Annotated in this window: 20 protein-coding genes; 10 read left to right on the top strand and 10 right to left on the bottom strand. The window is 54.3% G+C overall.

Annotated features, from left to right (window positions below; translation table 11 throughout):
- Positions 1-9: 9 nt before the first annotated feature.
- From WCK51_12680 to WCK51_12670, 3 genes are read right to left on the bottom strand one after another with little or no spacing between them, the layout of a single operon-like run.
- Complete coding sequence (locus WCK51_12680) at positions 10-1,020, bottom strand: Gfo/Idh/MocA family oxidoreductase (protein ID MEI7577741.1); 1,011 nt, start codon at positions 1,018-1,020, stop codon at positions 10-12.
- A gap of 1 nt (position 1,021) precedes the next feature.
- Complete coding sequence (locus WCK51_12675) at positions 1,022-1,363, bottom strand: hypothetical protein (protein MEI7577740.1); 342 nt, start codon at positions 1,361-1,363, stop codon at positions 1,022-1,024.
- A gap of 27 nt (positions 1,364-1,390) precedes the next feature.
- Positions 1,391-2,467, bottom strand: a complete 1,077-nt coding sequence (locus tag WCK51_12670; GenBank protein ID MEI7577739.1) for a Gfo/Idh/MocA family oxidoreductase — start codon at positions 2,465-2,467, stop codon at positions 1,391-1,393.
- Between the two features lie 54 nt (positions 2,468-2,521).
- Here WCK51_12670 and WCK51_12665 point away from each other — a divergent pair, with 54 nt between their 5' ends.
- Positions 2,522-2,881: a DUF1801 domain-containing protein gene (locus WCK51_12665; protein MEI7577738.1), complete on the top strand. Its 360-nt coding sequence runs from the start codon at positions 2,522-2,524 to the stop codon at positions 2,879-2,881.
- Here WCK51_12665 and WCK51_12660 read toward each other — a convergent pair.
- Entirely contained in the window at positions 2,862-3,644 is a 783-nt protein-coding gene (locus tag WCK51_12660; GenBank protein MEI7577737.1) for a TerC family protein, read from the bottom strand. The two genes, WCK51_12665 and WCK51_12660, sit on opposite strands and share 20 nt — an antisense overlap.
- Positions 3,645-3,662: 18 nt before the next feature.
- On the opposite strand from WCK51_12660, the gene WCK51_12655 reads away from it, so the two are divergent.
- Entirely contained in the window at positions 3,663-3,923 is a 261-nt protein-coding gene (locus WCK51_12655) for an FmdB family zinc ribbon protein (GenBank protein MEI7577736.1), read from the top strand.
- A gap of 124 nt (positions 3,924-4,047) precedes the next feature.
- On the opposite strand, the gene WCK51_12650 is transcribed toward WCK51_12655, so the two are convergent.
- Entirely contained in the window at positions 4,048-5,031 is a 984-nt protein-coding gene (locus WCK51_12650; GenBank protein MEI7577735.1) for an adenylate/guanylate cyclase domain-containing protein, read from the bottom strand.
- A 184-nt stretch (positions 5,032-5,215) separates the two neighbouring features.
- On the opposite strand from WCK51_12650, the gene nrdR reads away from it, so the two are divergent.
- From nrdR to WCK51_12635, 3 genes are read left to right on the top strand one after another with little or no spacing between them, the layout of a single operon-like run.
- Positions 5,216-5,737 (top strand): transcriptional regulator NrdR, encoded by a 522-nt coding sequence (nrdR, locus tag WCK51_12645; GenBank protein MEI7577734.1) that lies wholly within the window; start codon positions 5,216-5,218, stop codon positions 5,735-5,737.
- A complete protein-coding gene (locus tag WCK51_12640) occupies positions 5,734-9,555 on the top strand; it encodes a vitamin B12-dependent ribonucleotide reductase (protein ID MEI7577733.1) in 3,822 nt (1,273 codons plus the stop codon). The genes nrdR and WCK51_12640 overlap by 4 nt, the downstream gene beginning before the upstream one ends.
- Positions 9,555-10,526, top strand: coding sequence for a DUF4062 domain-containing protein (locus tag WCK51_12635; GenBank protein MEI7577732.1), 972 nt, complete (start codon positions 9,555-9,557; stop codon positions 10,524-10,526). The genes WCK51_12640 and WCK51_12635 overlap by 1 nt, the downstream gene beginning before the upstream one ends.
- Before the next feature lie 102 nt (positions 10,527-10,628).
- On the opposite strand, the gene WCK51_12630 is transcribed toward WCK51_12635, so the two are convergent.
- Complete coding sequence (locus tag WCK51_12630; GenBank protein MEI7577731.1) at positions 10,629-11,294, bottom strand: hypothetical protein; 666 nt, start codon at positions 11,292-11,294, stop codon at positions 10,629-10,631.
- Between the two features lie 256 nt (positions 11,295-11,550).
- On the opposite strand from WCK51_12630, the gene WCK51_12625 reads away from it, so the two are divergent.
- The 3 genes from WCK51_12625 to WCK51_12615 all read left to right on the top strand — a co-directional run bounded on the left by WCK51_12625 (position 11,551) and on the right by WCK51_12615 (position 12,863).
- Entirely contained in the window at positions 11,551-11,733 is a 183-nt protein-coding gene (locus WCK51_12625) for a hypothetical protein (GenBank protein ID MEI7577730.1), read from the top strand.
- Positions 11,720-12,031, top strand: coding sequence for a hypothetical protein (locus WCK51_12620; GenBank protein ID MEI7577729.1), 312 nt, complete (start codon positions 11,720-11,722; stop codon positions 12,029-12,031). Before WCK51_12625 ends, WCK51_12620 begins: the two co-directional genes overlap by 14 nt.
- A 97-nt stretch (positions 12,032-12,128) precedes the next feature.
- The gene (locus WCK51_12615) at positions 12,129-12,863 is read left to right on the top strand and encodes a hypothetical protein (GenBank protein MEI7577728.1); all 735 of its coding nucleotides are present in this window, start codon (positions 12,129-12,131) and stop codon (positions 12,861-12,863) included.
- Positions 12,864-13,209: 346 nt separating this feature from the next.
- Here the strand turns inward: WCK51_12615 and WCK51_12610 are convergent, their stop codons facing one another.
- Positions 13,210-13,701: a transposase gene (locus tag WCK51_12610; GenBank protein ID MEI7577727.1), complete on the bottom strand. Its 492-nt coding sequence runs from the start codon at positions 13,699-13,701 to the stop codon at positions 13,210-13,212.
- Between the two features lie 111 nt (positions 13,702-13,812).
- On the opposite strand from WCK51_12610, the gene WCK51_12605 reads away from it, so the two are divergent.
- Positions 13,813-14,766: a hypothetical protein gene (locus WCK51_12605; GenBank protein ID MEI7577726.1), complete on the top strand. Its 954-nt coding sequence runs from the start codon at positions 13,813-13,815 to the stop codon at positions 14,764-14,766.
- A gap of 61 nt (positions 14,767-14,827) precedes the next feature.
- Here WCK51_12605 and WCK51_12600 read toward each other — a convergent pair whose 3' ends face one another.
- On the bottom strand, positions 14,828-15,952 hold the full coding sequence (locus WCK51_12600; protein ID MEI7577725.1) for a PEP-CTERM sorting domain-containing protein: 1,125 nt from the start codon (positions 15,950-15,952) through the stop codon (positions 14,828-14,830).
- A gap of 78 nt (positions 15,953-16,030) precedes the next feature.
- Positions 16,031-16,165 (bottom strand): hypothetical protein, encoded by a 135-nt coding sequence (locus tag WCK51_12595; GenBank protein MEI7577724.1) that lies wholly within the window; start codon positions 16,163-16,165, stop codon positions 16,031-16,033.
- A 108-nt stretch (positions 16,166-16,273) separates the two neighbouring features.
- Here WCK51_12595 and WCK51_12590 point away from each other — a divergent pair, with 108 nt between their 5' ends.
- Positions 16,274-16,882, top strand: coding sequence for a choice-of-anchor C family protein (locus WCK51_12590; GenBank protein MEI7577723.1), 609 nt, complete (start codon positions 16,274-16,276; stop codon positions 16,880-16,882).
- 112 nt (positions 16,883-16,994) lie between these two features.
- Here the strand turns inward: WCK51_12590 and WCK51_12585 are convergent, their stop codons facing one another.
- Complete coding sequence (locus tag WCK51_12585; GenBank protein MEI7577722.1) at positions 16,995-17,531, bottom strand: hypothetical protein; 537 nt, start codon at positions 17,529-17,531, stop codon at positions 16,995-16,997.
- Positions 17,532-17,593: the final 62 nt, after the last annotated feature.

The raw sequence follows: 17,593 nt of genomic DNA, 5'->3' as shown, positions 1-17,593 counted from the left end.
CTAAACGGCCTAGCGAACACGCCGCGCTATCGCGCGATCTGTGCACTCAATCGCTATCTTCGTTGCGACCAACGCGTCATCCGGCGAGGCAAGCGCGCCAATCTCGCCGTTCGCCATGTACCGAGCAAACTGCCGATACATGCCATCAAAGTCCTTCTCGCTCGCTCCCTCAGAGCGAATCACGCCTTCGCCGTTCCGTGCCTCCAGCAAATAGCCATCTCGATCAAACCGCGCTACTCCGCCTGTTCCGATCAGCTCGTAAGTGAAGAATGAAACTGGCTCACGAGTTGTATGCCCATATGTGAACGAAACTTCGACAGAGGCGGTAATTCCACCTTCTAAGGCTAGATGGCAAGTCACATGATCGGGAGCATCGTATTTTGCGACCCAAGCTCCAAACCCATCGCAAGACACCACCTCTCGCCCGGTCATCCACCTGATCAAGTCGATTTGGTGAACTCCGCAGTCAATCAATGGTCCACCCTCAAGCATCCTGCCCCGCCACAGCGGACTCTCGATCCAATTCCCTGCTGAGTCCTGGACCCACTGCCCATGAAGATTCCAGAGATACTGCATCCGAATGTGCCGCACATCCCCGATCAGCCCTTCTCGCAACCACTGTTTCAACTGGGCAGCGACGTGAGAAAATCTGTAGACCAGCCCAACAAAGAACCCTTTTCCAGAATCTTCCATGACCGCGATCATGTCTGCGGCTTCGTCCTCATTTTGAGCAATTGGCTTTTCGCAGAGCACGTGAACTCCGTGCTGCGAGGCCAGCATCACATTATCGAAGTGGAATGCCAAAGGCGAGCAAATCGCAACTGCATCCATCGGCTGTTCAAAGAACGCCTCATCCGTCTCAAACGCCTGACCGCCGAACCGCGAAGCATACGAAGCCGCTTTGCCGGGAACAGGATCGAACAAGCCGACAAGCTCAAAATCAGAACACCTCCCGATTGCCGGGAGGTGTCCGAAGTCGGCGACGGAACCGCAGCCCATCAAACCGATGCGAAATGCCATCTTAGCTCTTGTAGCGGCCGGAGATAGAGTTGGTTACCTTGCTTTGCATGGCTGGGCCATTTGCTCCACCTGCACCTGGGTTTTCGCCAGGCTGGCTTCCGCTTCCCTTTGCCGGGTCATCGTAGCCAGAGACAGTGCCTTTCGCACGGCCCCCGTTGTCCTTTCCGAGTCGGGTGCCGCTGTTCGCTCCGCCGAACCCGCCATTCGATCCCTTATCGCCCATATAGCGAGGCTTCTCTTCGTGAGGCGTGGTCGCCGAAATGAAGCTCTCCACAGACTTCGGGTGACACCCAGTGAGAAGAAGTCCAAGGGCCAATCCAAGAATCGCGATCCGTGCGTTCATGCTCATAATTTACCTCAGCGACTTCCTCTAGAACGAAACGTCGACTTTCTCCTCGTTACCAGTCTCGCTGCTCTTGTAAAGGGCGTCGAAAATGGCGTTCAGGATCAAGCCATTGAGCCCTGGAACAGGGGACTCTTTGCCGTTCTGAATAGCATCAATAAAGGCTACGACCTCAGCCGTGTGCGGAGAATCAACCTTCGGCACGTTCTTCGGTTTAAGGTCGAACAACTGCTTATTCGATTCGGTGTAAATCTCAATCGGGTCGTCTCCCCAAATCTTGACGTTTGCACCTGCTTTGGTTCCGAAAAGCTGGGTCTTCATGCTCTCGCCCTCGCCCTGGTTCGCCATGAACGAACTCTCTAGCGAAACAACCGCACCGTTGTCGAACTTAATCATTCCAACCGCAAAATCTTCGACGGTGAACTTCGACCGATCATAGTCGCCGAAGTTGTTGGTCAGGTCAGGATTCTTGCCGAGCATGTCCCAAGTTTTGCCACTTGCCGAAACGGGTTTCGGATAACCCATCAAATAGAGCGTGAAGTCCAAAATGTGGACTCCAATATCGATCAGCGGACCTCCACCTTGCTTCTCCTTGTCGATAAAGACACCCCAACCCGGAACACCCCGGCGGCGAAGAGCCTGAGCGCGAGCAAAGTAGATGTCGCCCATGTTCCCCGCGTCGATGTACTCCTTCATGAAGCGGCCAGGGCCGCTGAACCGGCTCTGCAAGGCGACCTGGAGAATCTTCCCGGAGTCGCGAGCCGCCGCGCACATCTCTTTTGCCTCTTCTGCGTTCATGGCCAATGGCTTCTCGCAAAGGACGTGAATTCCCGCCTTCAACGCATCAATCGTTGGATCCTTGTGAAACTTGTTTGGGGTCGTGACCGAAACCGCATCAATCTCTCCAGCGGCAAGCATCTCGCGATAGTCCGAGTAGATTCGCTTGATCCCAAACTTCTCGGCTGCTTCGTTTGCCACCTTCTCGTTGAGGTCAGCTACCGCGACCATTTCGCAGTTGTCCGGGATCGTCTCGTATCCCTTCATGTGCGCGTTCTGGGCGATCCCGCCTGCTCCAATAATTCCGACTCGTACTTTGTCAGCCATGCAGGTTCAAGGTTACCCATCCCCTAAAGCGCAATTCTGGGTAAAAATTGCGCTATGCAAAGCTCAGCAAAGACGGTTGACGACTATTTAGCAGAAATCCCTGAAACACGACGCGAAGTGCTGAATAGCGTGAGAGCAGCAATTCGCGAAGTAATCCCAGAGCTGGAAGAATCAATGAAGTACGGGATGGCGGCGTACACTCGGCCAGGCGAATCAGAGCCGGAAGTGGCATTTGCAAGTCAGGCTAAGTACATCTCAATCTACTTCCCAGTTCCGGTGGTTGATGCCAAACGACACCTCTTGGATGGGCTCAGCGTCGGAAAGTGCTGTGTGCGATACAGCTCGCCAAACAAGGTGAACGTTAAGGTCGTGGAAGAGCTGCTGAAGGAAACAATCAGACAGTATCGGGCTTAGGTCGGTCCTCATCGTACTCGAGGTCTTGCGCATCCTCAACCAGATTGGCTGAGTCCGACTCTTCCTGACTTGGATCGTGCGAATACTTCATCGCCAGCAATGTTCCCCCGACCGCGATCGTCAACAGGACACCCCAAAAAATTGGCTGGGGCATGTGCGGAGTGGCTTGTGGCGACGAGCTTGCTGCGAGGAACGCGAGCTTGACGCCAACCCAGGCCACGAGAGCATAGGCGACATGATCCAATACTGGATACCGATCAAGAATGCGAACGAACGCTCCGGCTGCAAATCTCAGCAAGACGATTCCAACAATCGCCCCGAACAGCACGACCCAAATCTTCCGACCATCGTTGTGAATGAAAGTGATTCCGGCCAGAACAGAATCGACTGCAAAGGCAATATCGGTCAGTTCAACCGCGATCACGGTTGGCCAAAACCCTTTTCCGACCGGCTTGACCTCTTTTTCTGAAGCCGAGCCGACGAAGTGCTTGATCGAAATCAGGATCAAGTAGGCCGCTCCAATGGCCTGAAGCCACCATTGTTTCAGGATGACCGTAGCGAAAAGGATTGCGACCAGGCGAAAGAAAAACGCACCGCCGAGGCCAAATAGCAGAGCCTTCTTCTGCTGTTCACGAGGTAAGTGGCGAACCATAATCGCCAAAACTAACGCGTTATCACCCGACAGCAGACCTTCCAAAACCACGAGCGCCGCAACGCTAGCCAGGTCTTTCGTTTCAACAATCTGGTGAAATGGGAGTTCCATCGTTCAAAATCTTTGTGTATGCCAACCTACGTCTACGAATGCTCGTCCTGCGAAAAGACTTTCGAGCTCGAACAACGCATCACCGAAGACCCGATCAAGGATTGTCAATGCGGCTCCAATGGTACCGTGAAACGAGTCATCCAGCCCGTCGGCATCGCCTTCAAGGGTTCCGGATTCTACGTGAACGATAGCTCCTCGGTTTCGTCCACAACTTCCCCAGCTCCGGTAGAGAGTTGCACAGGTGATAAGGCGTCGTGCGCCTGTAGCTCCGAAGCCTGATTTGGCAGTGCTTCACCGAAGTTCAAGCAGTTAACGGCTCAGCAAAGCTGGGTGTGGAACATCCCGAGCAATTTCGGCCCGAGAGTAGTCTCTCTCCTCTCCAAACCGCAAAGGGTGAGCTTAGTTAACGCACTCCCAAAGGGGCGAACTCCTCACGGAAAGCCTTCAGCGCAATCTCGGCCGACGCATCCTTCGAGGCACTCAATTTTTCGACCACTACCCTTGGGTCCTTAGAGTTCGCCAGCTTCACCGCCATTGCGGCAAGAGACCAGTGCTCGATTTCGCGCAAACCACGTTCCCGCTTACCCATTGGACTCGACTTCAGCCACTCCACTACCTTGGCTGGACTAACACTCTTTTTTGCTTCGGCTTTGACCGTCTCATACTGTTCAACTTCATCCAGAACTTGCGCGTAAGTCTCGTCGATAAACGCCTCGATATCGGGCGCCTCGCTGTTCGCGCCATCCTTTTGCATCATCTTCGTGACCGAACGCCGCACAGCTTGTTCGTCTGCTGGCTCGGCCATCTGGCGATTCTGCCAAATCAATCCAACTACGATGAGCGGAGCCAAGACGAGTGCAATTCTCGTCGCCGCCCAAGGGACGGCTCGGCGTTTTCGCATTTGCGAACCCCATGAATAGATCTCGAGCGGCTCCTGAACGCCTCTCACCACAACTCGACCGACCTTCTTCGCTGCGGGCAACGCTTGCGCCCGAACGAGATCGAAAACCATCCGGGAACAAACAATCGTGCCCGCCTTCGCCTCGCGCTCCAGTCGGGCGCAAATGTTCACAGCATCACCAAAGACATCTTCATCCGTCACGGTGACTTCCCCGGTATGAACCGCGTAGCGATGCTCAAGCTCGCTCATCATCGGGATCGCCGCGAGGCACGCCCGCACAGCCTGGGCCGGACTTTCAAAAAGACATAACAGCCCATCACCAGTGGACTTCACCACTACACCATCATGCGATTCCACCGCCGCCCGAAAGACCGTATGATCATTCGCTAGGGCCATCAGGGCCGCCGGCTCGTCGGCTTGCATCCGCGCAGTGAAACCCACCGCGTCAGACAGTACAACCGTTCTGAGAACCTTATCCCCCACCATCTCTGATCTATCATTGTGAACGAAAAATATCACTCAAGGTTCGTCTACATCTTCTCCGAATGTTGCGACGGATAACCTGTGGAAAACGATGCGCATAAAATTCCGAAAAAAACCTCTTGTAAACTATCCCTAGTGGTGGCATACTGTTCAAGCCACTATATCTAGTGGCTATCACGGAAGATCGATGCATTGCCCCTCGTGCGGAAACGAAGACCTCAAGGTGCTCGACTCGCGTCCAGGTTCGGACGGAGAGTCGATACGACGACGTCGCGAGTGTCCGTCCTGCAGCCGCAGGTTCACCACGATCGAGCGCATCGAAAAGGCCAGGCTTTTTGTTATCAAACGAGACACGAGCCGCGCCGACTTCAACCGTGAAAAAGTCTTCGAAAGCATGCGCCTCGCTTGTGGAAAGCGCCCAGTCTCAATCGAGACCCTACAAGCCACCGCGCTCAGAATCGAAGAACAACTCCAAAAGAAATTCGACAATGAAGTGCCAACCAAGGAGATCGGTCGCGCCGTGATGCGCGAGCTATCCACCATTGACACTGTCGCCTATGTCCGTTTTGCGTCGGTCTACCAAGAGTTCGAGACCGTCGCCGATTTTGCCGAAATGGTTGAGACTGTGCAACGAGAAGAAGCCCTCAACCCTTTCCGGCATTTGCAGAAGGAACTCATCACCATCCCAACTCAGGAAGAGAAATCATGAAAATTCGACGCTACTTTACGCAATCTGGTCAAAACCCGTACGCAGGCATCAACTTTGAGCCGCGTAAGAGCGAGATCCGCAACCCCGATGGCTCCACCGTCTTCCTGATGGAAAACGTCATGGTTCCGTCCGGTTGGAGCCAAGTAGCGACCGACATCCTGGCGCAAAAGTATTTCCGCAAAGCAGGCCTCACCCCAGGCAAAGTCGGCGGAGTCGAATACGCCGGCGAAAACGCCGCTGTCGTCACCCCATCGGCTGAATGCGAGACTGACTCTCGCCAGGTCTTCCACCGCCTCGCCGGATGCTGGCGACACTGGGGCGAGAAGTTCCACTACTTCGATTCCGCCGACGACGCCCAAACCTTTTACGACGAGATGGTCAACATGCTCGCCCGCCAAGTCGCCGCGCCAAACAGCCCCCAGTGGTTCAACACCGGAATGCACTTCGCCTACGGCATCACCGGCTCGGCTCAAGGTCACTACTACGTCGATCCCCGTAACGGCGAGCTGAAGAAGTCCACCAACGCCTACGAGCGACCCCAGCCCCACGCCTGCTTCATCCTCAGCGTCAAAGATGATCTGGTCAACGAGGGCGGAATCATGGACCTCTGGACCCGCGAAGCCCGAATCTTCAAGTACGGCAGCGGAGTCGGCACCAACTTCTCTAAGATCCGCGGCGAGAACGAACGACTCAGCGGCGGCGGAAAATCCTCCGGTCTCATGAGCTTCCTCCGGGTCGGCGACCGATCCGCTGGAGCGATCAAATCAGGCGGCACTACAAGAAGAGCAGCCAAGATGGTCTGCCTCGATATCAACCACCCCGACATCGAAGAATTCGTCAACTGGAAGGTCAAGGAAGAGCAAAAGGTTGCCTCCCTCGTCACCGGTTCCAAGCTCAATCAGCGCCACATCAACAACGTGATGAAGGCCGCCTACGTCGACGGAACAGTCAACGCCAACCCGCGAACCAACAAAGCCCTCTGGACCGCCATCGCCGAAGCCAAGCTCGACGAAATCCCCACCAACTACATCCAGCGCGCCATCCAGTTCGCCGAGCAGGGCTACACCAGCATCGAGTTCCCAACCTTCGACACCGGCTACGAGTCCGAAGCCTACATCACCGTCTCCGGTCAGAACTCCAACAACTCCGTACGGGTCAGCAACGACTTCTTCAAAGCCGTCGAGAACGATTCCGACTGGAGCCTGACCGCCCGAACCAGCGGCAAAACCGTCAAGTCCATCAAAGCCAAAGGCCTTTGGGACGACATCTGCCAAGCCGCCTGGAACTCCGCCGACCCCGGGCTCCAATACGACACCACCATCAACGAGTGGCACACCTGCCCAGCGCATGGCCGCATCAACGCGTCCAACCCATGCTCGGAGTACATGTTCCTCGATGACACCGCCTGCAACCTCGCCTCCATCAACCTGGCCACCCTCTACAACCGAGAAACCGGCAAGTTCGACGTCGAAGGCTACATGCACGCCATCCAACTCTGGACCGTCGTCCTCGAAATCAGCGTCCTCATGGCGCAGTTCCCATCCAAAGAAGTCGCCCAGCTCAGCTACGACTTCCGAACCCTCGGCCTCGGATACGCCAACCTCGGCGCCCTGCTGATGCAGATGGGAATCCCCTACGACAGCCCCGAAGGCTTCGCCATCGCCGGAGCCCTCACCGCCGTCCTCGGGGGCGAAAGCTATGCAACCAGCGCCGAAATGGCCAAGCAGCACGGCCCATTCCCCTCCTACCAGCCGAACCGCGAAAACATGCTCCGCGTCATTCGTAACCACCGACGCGCCGCCTACAACGCCGCTCGATCGGAGTACGAAGGCCTCAGCATCCTCCCCCTCGGCATCGACCAGCTTCTCTGCCCCGGAGACCTGCTTCACGCTGCCCACAAATCGTGGGATCGAGCCCTCGAGCTCGGCGAGAAGTACGGCTACCGCAACGCCCAGGTGACGGTTCTTGCGCCCACCGGAACCATCGGGCTCATCATGGACTGCGACACTACCGGTGTCGAACCCGACTTCGCCCTCGTTAAGTTCAAAAAGCTCTCCGGCGGCGGATACTTCAAGATCATCAACCAGTCGATCCCGCCCGCCCTCACCAAGATGGGCTACGACGGAAAGCAAATCGACGACATTATCGGCTACACCGTCGGTTACAAAACCCTCAACGGTGCCCCGCACATCAACCACGAAACCCTCACCGCTCGCGGATTTACAGAACAAGAACTCCAAAAGCTCGAAGCAGGCCTCGAATCCGCCTTCGAACTCCAGTTCGTCTTCAACAAATACACCTTCGGTGACGAGTTCTGCACGTCAGTCCTTGGCTTTACCGAAGATCAGATCAACGACTGGTCGTTCAACATGCTCGTCGAACTCGGCTTCACCAAAGCCCAGATCGAAGAAGCGAACGAGTACGTCTGCGGCTCCATGACCGTCGAAGGCGCCCCGCACCTCAAAGACGAGCACCTCGCCGTCTTCGACTGCGCCAACCGTTGCGGCAAGAAGGGTCAACGCTTCATCAGCGCCGAAGGCCACATCCGAATGATGGCCGCCGCCCAGCCGTTCCTCTCCGGAGCGATCAGCAAGACCATCAACCTGCCCTCCGAGGCCAGCGTCGAAGACGTCCACAACGCCTACTGGCTCTCCTGGCAGCTCGGAATCAAGGCCAACGCCCTCTACCGAGACGGCAGCAAACTCAGCCAGCCGCTCAACAGCAGCAGCTCCGACTCCGCCGCCGCAATCCTAGAAGCCACTCTCGACATGGAAATGGAATCCGGCTCCCCCTCTCCACAAGTGGAGAGGGGGCTAGGGGGTGAGGAAACTTCCGACCTCCAACTTCCAACTTCCAACCTCTCGGCCCACGCCGAGATCGAACGCATCGCCACCAAACTCGTCTACCGCTACATCAGCAAGCGACGAGTGATGCCTGGCCGAAGAAGAGGCTACACCCAAAAGGCCCGCGTCGGCGGACACAAGGTCTACCTCCGAACCGGTGAATTCGAAGACGGAACCCTCGGCGAAATCTTCATCGATATGCACCGCGAAGGCGCCGCCTTCCGGTCGCTCATGAACTGCTTCGCCATCGCCGTCTCCCTCGGCCTCCAATACGGAGTCCCGCTCGAGGAGTTCACCGAGGCGTTCGTCTTCACCCGCTTCGAGCCAAACGGCTCCGTCCATGGCCACGACAACATCAAAATGTCCACGTCGGTCATCGACTACATCTTCCGCGAGCTCAGCATGTCCTATCTAGGCAGAACCGACCTCGTGCAAGTCAAGCCCGAGGACCTCCGCTCCGACACCATGGGTAGCCCCTCACAAGCGGTGGACTTCGATGAAGAAGAAGAACAAGGCGAACTCGAGGACCACGTCCCCGGCTCCGCAAGAAACGACCACAGCAGCGTCGGCTACAACGCCTCCGCCGGCAACGATGGAGGACAACAAGACCCCCTCCCTTTTGAAGGCGGGCGAGCCCTCGGTTCGCCCACCGACGCCCTCATCCGCAACCAAGCGAATAACGTTGCCGTCTACGAAGAACGAGTCGTCAGCGGCAACGGCTCCAACGGATTGGGATTGTTCGAAGTGAGCGAAGCTCCGGCCCTCAAGACTCAAGACTCAAGACTCAAGACAACCGAAGCGGCGGGCGCATACCTAGCACCTTCGGCTGCCGATGCCACCGCCGCGAAGGTAAGAGAAGCCCGCCTAAAAGGCTACGAAGGCGACCCCTGCGGCAACTGCGGAGCGTTTACGTTGGTAAGGAACGGAGTCTGCCTCAAGTGCAACAGCTGCGGAGAAACGAGCGGGTGTAGTTGATGGCGAAGCCCCGCATCTTCGTCAGTTCGACATTTTATGACCTACAGTCGATCCGCGCGAGCCTAGAAATTTTTATCAAGTCTCTGGGTTATGAAACAGTTCTGCACGAGCGAGGCTCCGTTCCATATAGAGCGGATGGTAAGCCCGAAGAGGGTGCTTACCGAGAAATCGAAAACTGCGATATTCTTGTTTCGATTATTGGTGCCAGGTTTGGAAGTAAATCTGGCGATGAAAACACGTCAATCTCACAGAAGGAACTTCGTATCGCCCATGAGTTGGGAAAGCAATTATTCGTGTTTGTTCAGGCCGATATCTACGCCGAATTCGCAAATTACAAGAAGAACGCTGAATTGGCAGGCTACGAACCAGCACATGCCGACATACGGGTTTTCGCATTTTTGGATGAGGTCTTGCAGCTCAGTCAAAACAACGCGACATTCCCTTTCCGAACCCATGAGGAAATAATCGAGCTCCTACGAGAACAATGGGCTGGGCTCTTTCAACAGTTTCTTGTTACCCAACGGCAGAAACGGTACGACCACTCCCTAAGTGAGCTTCTCATGGTCTCCAAAGTTCTAGTTGATTTATCAGAAGTGCTTTCCAATCAGATCGAGTCAAAGGACTTGACCAAGGAGTTGATGCTGTCCATACATCCCGCTTTTTCGGCCCTCACGAAGAAGCTCAACATAAAACACAGAGTCTATTTCACCTCAGTGGAGGAATTGTGTGACCTTCTTGCCGCTTACGGATTTCTAGCACAGTTTATCATTGGTGAGTACGATCCATTTAACGACGGCTGGTATGCCTTTCGTCGACAACGAGAGGGCTTCATTACCCAATTCGAGGTCTCGGAGGAAGTCTTCGACTCAGAATTTCGACTCAAACTGTTTCGGCCAGAAGAATGGAAAGAATCCTTTATGCGGGTTTCGAAAAAAGCCTTCGATGAATACGACCCATTCGCAGATGAATAAGGTCTCCTCATTTGCGGAGAGCAACAATTTGGGCTGGTAGGTCCTGGCGCTTAGTGCCCCCACTGTTGCGGGTTGGAGGCACCAAGTGGCTCCGATAATGGCTCAGCTTGCCTCTAGCATCCTCACATGAGTGTCGTAAGTGATCGTTCTGCGAGTAGCATCATATTTAGACGAGTTTTTCTCGTTTGCTAGACATTGTTTTTCCGATTTAGACCATGCAATTCGGTGAACGTTGATCCAGTAATCGATTTCCACCGATAGCGGAAGTGCCTCAGCTCCAAATGAAGCATGAGTCTGCCCGTACTGACGAATCGTCTGCGGCCCTGTCTGTTGGAAGTCGCAGATCACGTCTGGAATTGGGGGGCCTTCTCCGCTCACGACTGGTAGAGTACCAGAGTACTCCATGGTAACCACGGCGATATTCTGAACAGGCCAGATCACCGTTTGCAAGCACTGCATCGTGTGATTTGGCAGCCTGTACGTCGCAAGCCGTCGCATAGACTGCATCGGCGCGATCGAGTTTAGGTTGCGCGCGGTGCCGACTTCGATTGCCATATCAGAGCAAACAATCGTTAGGCCCAGTACGATTCGGCTCAGCTCTGCCCCAATTGCGGGATCGATTCCATGATAGATGTTTCTTACGTGACCTGTCGCTCTGTTCGCCGTTCCTGTTACCGTTCCGTTAAAGGCGTGTTCGTTGATGCTGCCGAAAACTTTCCCGGCGACCGCGATCTGGTTAATTTCCTTGGTTTGTTCGATGTGTTCCATACCACGTATTTATATACTACTTGTAGGCTCTTTGCATAGCAAATATTGAAACAAGGTCTTGCAACTGGCCACTTCGTCGCTGCAGAGCCACTTTGATGCCTCGGGATCCGCGATCCCGAGGCTAAAGGTTCCGACGAGCCACTTCGTGGGCTGGGTAAGGACTCGGGTGGCACTGTCAAGCGAACAACCACCCGAGCCAATCGCCCTCCGTCCGCCCAGCTTGTCAGTGTTCTTCCAAACGTGATACAGTCAAGGGATGAAAGTAACTCCCTCCGCACTCGCTGAGATCAAACTCGCGCTGGCACAGTACACCGAGGAGGTTGAAGCAACCAGTATGAGCATCAACACCAAGGGAACGTATCTGCGCCACGCAAACACGTTTGTTCGCTGGCTAGAAGACGACTTCATTCCTGGAGAACGAGTTGATGACCCAGCTTGAACAAGAGTTTCACGAACTGATGGTCTCCATCTACAATCGTGCAAAATCCGAAGCGGGCTACAACGCAACCATCTTCAAGAAGATGCTAGGTCAATTCGGTGGACTTGAGACAGCCAAACAACTTCTCAATAAGCCCCAGGTCTCTATCGGATTCACAGCTCTGCTAGAACGGAAAAGGCTCGACTTGACTGTAGAGGCACAGCTACTCGCCAACGAGAAATTCTGGGACCTTTTCACCCACAAGCAAATCCAAACCGCCAAAGACTGGCTCCGAAAGCATGATTATCACCAAAGCTGATCTGGTGCCGAGCAGACAAACAAAGTGCAATCCAAGTTGAACGTACTATCTGTTTTCAGTTGTAGGATATGCTCTCTTCGGGAAACTCTCACTTAATATGAATCGCTACTGTTTGTTGCTATCTGGTTTAGTTCTGTTCCTTGCGCTCGGATGTGCGGATCCGAAAAAGACGGTTCTACCGAGCGATGCCTCGACATGGGAGAAGGAGCTTAAGCCCACCCTCGAAAAGTTGTCTGACCAAGATCGACAGATTGTTGGGCGATACATGATGCGGTCCAAGATGGCAGAAGCGTTCGGCGGTACATCGAAACTGGGGACGGTTACTATCGAAGAGGCCATTGCTGAGCAGTTAAACATCGAAGCAACGCAAAAAGCCAAAGAGGCAGAAGAAAAGAAACTCGCCGACAAACTTCGAGCTGAGCGCGAAGAGTTCATGAAAAAAGTGGATCAAACACTCAGTGTCGTTCTAGTTTCTAAGAAAGTGAGAGCAGCAGATCCGATGAACGGGGGTGACTTTTCAGACTCGATTATTGTAACCCTCGGGTTCCAAAACAAGTCTACAAGGGACATTTCTGGATTCAAAGGTGAACTGAAGTTCCTCGACATGTTTGGAGATACCATCAAAAAAATAAAGTTGAGCCACGACGAGACGGTTCCTGCTATGAAGACTGTCACTTGGACAGGCAAGATAGACTTCAACCAGTTTATGGCGGAGGATCAAAAACTGCGTGATGCCGACGAATCGAAACTTAAACTTCAATTCGAGCCAGCCGCGATTATCTTCCAGGATGGAACTAAGTTAGAGGTTGCGCCTGATCTAAACATCAAGTAGACGAGCCACTTCGTGGGCTAACTAGGGACTCGTGCTGGGGTGCCAATCGCCATTCGCCCGCCCAGCTTGTTCTCGATGCCTCCACAGTCGCACTGTGGAGGCGATAACGACCAGCCCCCAGGCAAGTCTCGCACCCAAACAAGCACTCAGCAGTGAGACTGCTGCGGCATCAGGCACGGGAGCAAAAGAGCCAGAACCGATGCCTCCACAGTCGTACTGTGGAGGCTAAGACGACCAGCCTGCAGAGCAACCTACGAGCTCGGAACGGCACCATCTGAACAGCATCCGTACCAGCCGGAGTGACCAATCATGCCTCCACAGTGCGACTGTGGAGGCATCGGAAGTATTAGAACAGTCGCAGAGCCTTCTCCGTGGAGAGCACGAAGTGGTCGTCAAGCACCTCATCTAAGTACATCCGCGCCGAGCTCCACCGGTACTCCTCCGGGCGACCCACCAGCGAGGCTCGGACCGGGTTCGTATGGATATAGTCCAACTTCTGGTGAAAGACCCTCTCGGAATCGACCAAGAGTCCACGAAAAGACCGCATCCAAAACGTCCGCTGATTCAGCCCGATCTGGTCCTTCAGCTGAGCACGCTCCTGATCATTCAGCAACGGATTGATTGCCTTGGCCGAGTTTCGCTTGATTTTTTGGATTAGGTCCGAAATCTCCTCTGTCTCGCTTGGAGTAACGATTAAGTGGATGTGGTGCGACATCACGACGAATCCGTGCAACCGAGCTCCGTAGTAGCAGCAATCGCTGAGCAAGGAGCGAACCATCACGTCTTTCAATTCGTCGCGACCGAACAAGTGCGCGAAGTCCAGGCATGTAGAGGTCACGAAACAAGTCCGCCCTTCCCCGTTCGGATTCCTCCAATGCCGGTACCGCCCGTCTGACACCGTCCCTTTTTACCTGGCTCGAGAAATCTGACCTATAATCGAAGAAAGAAAATGCTCTCACTGCTAAACGTTGCCGCGTTAGTGCTTACCGCCCAGAACCCCGGGGATCTTTCCACTGCATGGAAGCCGACACCCGACTTACCGGAGTGGGTTTCCAAAGTAGTGAGCAAGAAACTGCCCTACTCGACTCCCCTTTACCGGATCGCCAGGGTCACGCCGACGTCGGTTCATGCTTGGGACGTACAAGGCATGAGAGATCTTGCATTTGAGAAGATGTTGGAACTCTACCTGCAAGGTCCAAACGTGCCGACGTTTCCGGCCATGTTCAAAAGAGAGTGTAGGCTGCTCTATTTTCGCACGAGTCACAAGGACGGCACCCCCTACTCTAACCCACAAATAATCGTTGGCAATGTGACGAGCAATTATCGAAACAGCTACGGTATGGGAGTCTCCTACGCTGACGCCATGTGGAACTACCAAGTCGTCACCGTTCTCGTTGGTCAAAACGAACAGCAGACCAAGGTGGAGGCCGACGCTTCGGTGACCTTTCGGGTGTCTGGCTTTTCCTTGCGCAACACTCGCTCGGCTAAGCTAGGACAGCTCGTTCTTACTTTTGGTGGTATTGATACTGTGAGCCCCGTTGAGGTCGGTCCTGCAAGGATTGTTCCTGAGACGATGTTCATAAGGAGCAAATTCAAGATCGGATTGAGTGAGCCAGACTTTGACTTGGACGCATACGTTGAGCATCCTACAAGGGACGGTAGCACATGGCTGGCGGTTGACGAAGAAGGAAAGTTGATCGAAGTTCCTTATGCAGTAGCGACCAAGTCAAAAACCTTCCATGCCGCTCAACTGAGCAAAGTACACCGTGCTCTGAACGGTGATTGGAACTTCACCTCGAACGTTCGAGCCGAAGATCTCGATCTACTCACCATTATCGTTACCCGCCGGTTTAAGATCACGCTAGACGGAATTCCCATGCACCCCAAGACTCGACCATACTAGCGTCGAGCAGTCAATCGCCATCCGCCCGCCCAGCTCGTCAGTTTTCAGCCGCTACCGCAACCTAGTTGCGTCGACGTCTGCGAACCAAACCAACCAATCCGAGACCAAGCGCGGCCACCGTGGCCGGCTCGGGAACAGGTTGCGACCACCTCAATGCGTGATAGTTACTGGCGCTGTCGAAACCCCAACCAACGATGTCGCCATTATCCACGATGCCCGTGGCTTGGCTCTCAATGAAGTTCACTCCAAGCCCCGTCAACTGAGAATGGAGATTGACGAACGAGCCAGCTGTACCGTTCCAATACCCAGCACGACTCCGAAAAGAAGTCGCCGCGCCATACGCAAATCCCACTTGGCCAGCTTGGGAGATCGCGAGAGCTTGCGAGAACGAGAAACCGGTCGGATTAAGATCAACAACAGAAGCCGCCGACCCTCGCCAAAGCAAAGCGTGGCTCTGGTTGCCCGTTGCCGTGCTCTCTCCAAATCCAACTTGCACCCCATTCCAAACTCCAGTGGCCTCGGTTCGTGTAAAAGATGCCGGATGAAGGTCGACCCAGGATTCCGCAGACCCACTCCACAACGCCGCGTGCGCATGCATTCCATTCACTTGGGTGTTCCCAACCTGCTGAGATCCCCAGACCCCGACTGCTTTCGCAGAGGAGACCGTTCCTGGTGAAAGGTCGACAAAGCTATTGGCGGTTCCTTGCCACAGCATCGCCCTCCATGTGTTGTTTGTGATCAAACCAAAACCAATCCCAACTTGCGAGTTCCCATGAGCTCCAAAAATCTGCGTTGTTTGATAACCCGTGGGATTAAGATCTTCGTAACTTCCTGCTGTCCCCGACCACTTAAGCGCATGAAAACGCGAGCTGGTTACGTCTCCGTACCCGTATCCGTACTGATTTGTACCGGTTGAGGCAGTAGCGAAGGTTTGGATGAACCCCTCTGGGTTAAGATCAATTGGAGTTGCTCCCGGCGAGGTCCACAGCATGGCATGGGGAATCTGAACCTGCCCAACCGTGACGTCTCCCGTTCCCACGGTAGCACTTCCGCTAGCACCCGATGGCTTGGGGTTAGCAAATCCCGTTTTGTTCAGAATTGTTGCCGTGTACTGAGCATTACTGATCTGTACGAAAACGATACTGACCAAGACAGCCGTACCTCGTCTTAACTCACTTGCCTTCACGCCGGGATGTTACCTTTGCTTCTTATAAAATCTGACCCTCTGCTAGGCAAGTTTAATAAAATCCAAATTTCTGGCAAACTAGGTAGGAAGTAGTCTGGCATCGACAAGCGACCAACCACCCGAGCCAATCGCCCTCCGTCCGCCCAGCTTGTCAGTGTTCCTCCATGCCTCCAACCCAAAACTCCCCAAATGGATCACGGCACGCTGATTCATTGCGTCCAAATTGCGATTGTGGTAGCACCGGAAGTTTCTTGAGTCACATTGGCTACGACTAGCATTTCTACTAGCCGAATAATCGCAATATCGCTGTAAAATTTGCGAGTGTTCACAATTCGCGTCGCGCTCCTACTTGCCATCTCGGCCATCTCTGTATCTGCTTCGGCCAATATTCTTGTCAACGGAAGTTTCGAGCTAGGTAACTATACCGGCTCTGCTGGTGTTCAGCCCATCCCCGGTACGTCAAACATTCTCCCCGGTTGGTCCGCGACAAACGTCGACTGGATCGAAAGCTATTGGACTGCCCAACACGGCACTAAGAGTATTGATCTGTCCCGAGTCTTTGCTGGCTCGGTAGAGCAGTCTTTCGTCACGGTTCCCGGCACCACCTACAGCGTCGAATTCTTTTTTGCCGGAAACCCCGACGGTAACCCGGTGGTCAAGAACGCGCAAGTAACTGTAGATTCATTCTCCCAAATCTATACGTTCGACACCACAGGTTTCTCTAGACCGAACATCGGATGGGTGCAAAAATCATTCAGCTTCGTGGCAGATGACACAGCAGCGACTCTAAAGTTTGCGAGCCTCGACGCAACTTCTTTCGGTCCCGCTCTAGACAACGTGTCTGTCGTAGCCGCTGTACCTGAACCCGCGACCCTTGCGTGTCTGGGTCTTGGCCTAGTTGCGCTTAGCCGACGGCGAGCAAGCCGTTAAAGCAGCGCGACGAACCACCGCGTGGGCTGGAGAAGTCCTCGGGTGGCACTGACAATCGACCCAACACCCGAGCCAATCGCCATTCGCCATTCGCCAGCCCAGCTTGTAACCTCTACTTCCGCTTCAACGTCACCCGGCCAAAAGCAGATGCTTTCCCAGACTTGTCCACGTTGTCGATGCTCCAAGACCACGAATTGCTCTCGCGCTCGTAAGCAAACGTGTTATGAATTCCGCTCCCGTCGGCCAATTTCCAGACGAACGGGATCCGGTCACCAACCGGCTTTCCGTGTCCCACTCCGTCGGCAGAAAAGTTGGTGACTCCAGTATTGTCTAGCCACATGACCACAAACTCCTCGTTCGCTTTGTCCCAGGCAATGTGGAGCCATGCTTCGTACGCAGGTTTTCCGGCTGAGTCCTTCTCGCGCGAGACTTCGTGAATGCGGACATATTGACGGTTAAGAATCCGGTCCGCAGTGACATCGTGCGTGACCTTGTCCCCGGCGATCGTCCCCCGCATCACCCATTTTCCCGTCATTTTCTCCATAAGAAACTCAGGGTTGAGCTTTTTTGAGGTTTGGGCAAGTGGCAGACTTGTGACTCCGACGAGAGTAGAAACGGTAAGCAATAGACGCACGACTCGGAAATCCATAGGAACAAGCATAGCTAATCCCGACACATCAGCGAGCAGTCCTAATATCTCTTGCACAAAAA

The organism is Armatimonadota bacterium (assembly GCA_037138755.1).
Classification (GTDB): Bacteria; Armatimonadota; Fimbriimonadia; order Fimbriimonadales; family Fimbriimonadaceae; genus Fimbriimonas.
This window is presented reverse-complemented; position numbering and strand designations above follow the sequence as displayed.

Excerpts from the sequence above, each read along its gene's own strand:
- WCK51_12680 (MEI7577741.1), bottom strand. The coding sequence starts at position 1,020 with ATGGCATTTCGCATCGGTTTGATGGGCTGCGGTTCCGTCGCCGACTTC.
- WCK51_12675 (MEI7577740.1), bottom strand. The coding sequence starts at position 1,363 with ATGAACGCACGGATCGCGATTCTTGGATTGGCCCTTGGACTTCTTCTC.
- WCK51_12670 (MEI7577739.1), bottom strand. The coding sequence starts at position 2,467 with ATGGCTGACAAAGTACGAGTCGGAATTATTGGAGCAGGCGGGATCGCC.
- WCK51_12665 (MEI7577738.1), top strand. The coding sequence starts at position 2,522 with ATGCAAAGCTCAGCAAAGACGGTTGACGACTATTTAGCAGAAATCCCT.
- WCK51_12660 (MEI7577737.1), bottom strand. The coding sequence starts at position 3,644 with ATGGAACTCCCATTTCACCAGATTGTTGAAACGAAAGACCTGGCTAGC.
- WCK51_12655 (MEI7577736.1), top strand. The coding sequence starts at position 3,663 with ATGCCAACCTACGTCTACGAATGCTCGTCCTGCGAAAAGACTTTCGAG.
- WCK51_12650 (MEI7577735.1), bottom strand. The coding sequence starts at position 5,031 with ATGGTGGGGGATAAGGTTCTCAGAACGGTTGTACTGTCTGACGCGGTG.
- nrdR (MEI7577734.1), top strand. The coding sequence starts at position 5,216 with ATGCATTGCCCCTCGTGCGGAAACGAAGACCTCAAGGTGCTCGACTCG.
- WCK51_12640 (MEI7577733.1), top strand. The coding sequence starts at position 5,734 with ATGAAAATTCGACGCTACTTTACGCAATCTGGTCAAAACCCGTACGCA.
- WCK51_12635 (MEI7577732.1), top strand. The coding sequence starts at position 9,555 with ATGGCGAAGCCCCGCATCTTCGTCAGTTCGACATTTTATGACCTACAG.
- WCK51_12630 (MEI7577731.1), bottom strand. The coding sequence starts at position 11,294 with ATGGAACACATCGAACAAACCAAGGAAATTAACCAGATCGCGGTCGCC.
- WCK51_12625 (MEI7577730.1), top strand. The coding sequence starts at position 11,551 with ATGAAAGTAACTCCCTCCGCACTCGCTGAGATCAAACTCGCGCTGGCA.
- WCK51_12620 (MEI7577729.1), top strand. The coding sequence starts at position 11,720 with ATGACCCAGCTTGAACAAGAGTTTCACGAACTGATGGTCTCCATCTAC.
- WCK51_12615 (MEI7577728.1), top strand. The coding sequence starts at position 12,129 with ATGAATCGCTACTGTTTGTTGCTATCTGGTTTAGTTCTGTTCCTTGCG.
- WCK51_12605 (MEI7577726.1), top strand. The coding sequence starts at position 13,813 with ATGCTCTCACTGCTAAACGTTGCCGCGTTAGTGCTTACCGCCCAGAAC.
- WCK51_12595 (MEI7577724.1), bottom strand. The coding sequence starts at position 16,165 with ATGAATCAGCGTGCCGTGATCCATTTGGGGAGTTTTGGGTTGGAGGCA.
- WCK51_12585 (MEI7577722.1), bottom strand. The coding sequence starts at position 17,531 with ATGGATTTCCGAGTCGTGCGTCTATTGCTTACCGTTTCTACTCTCGTC.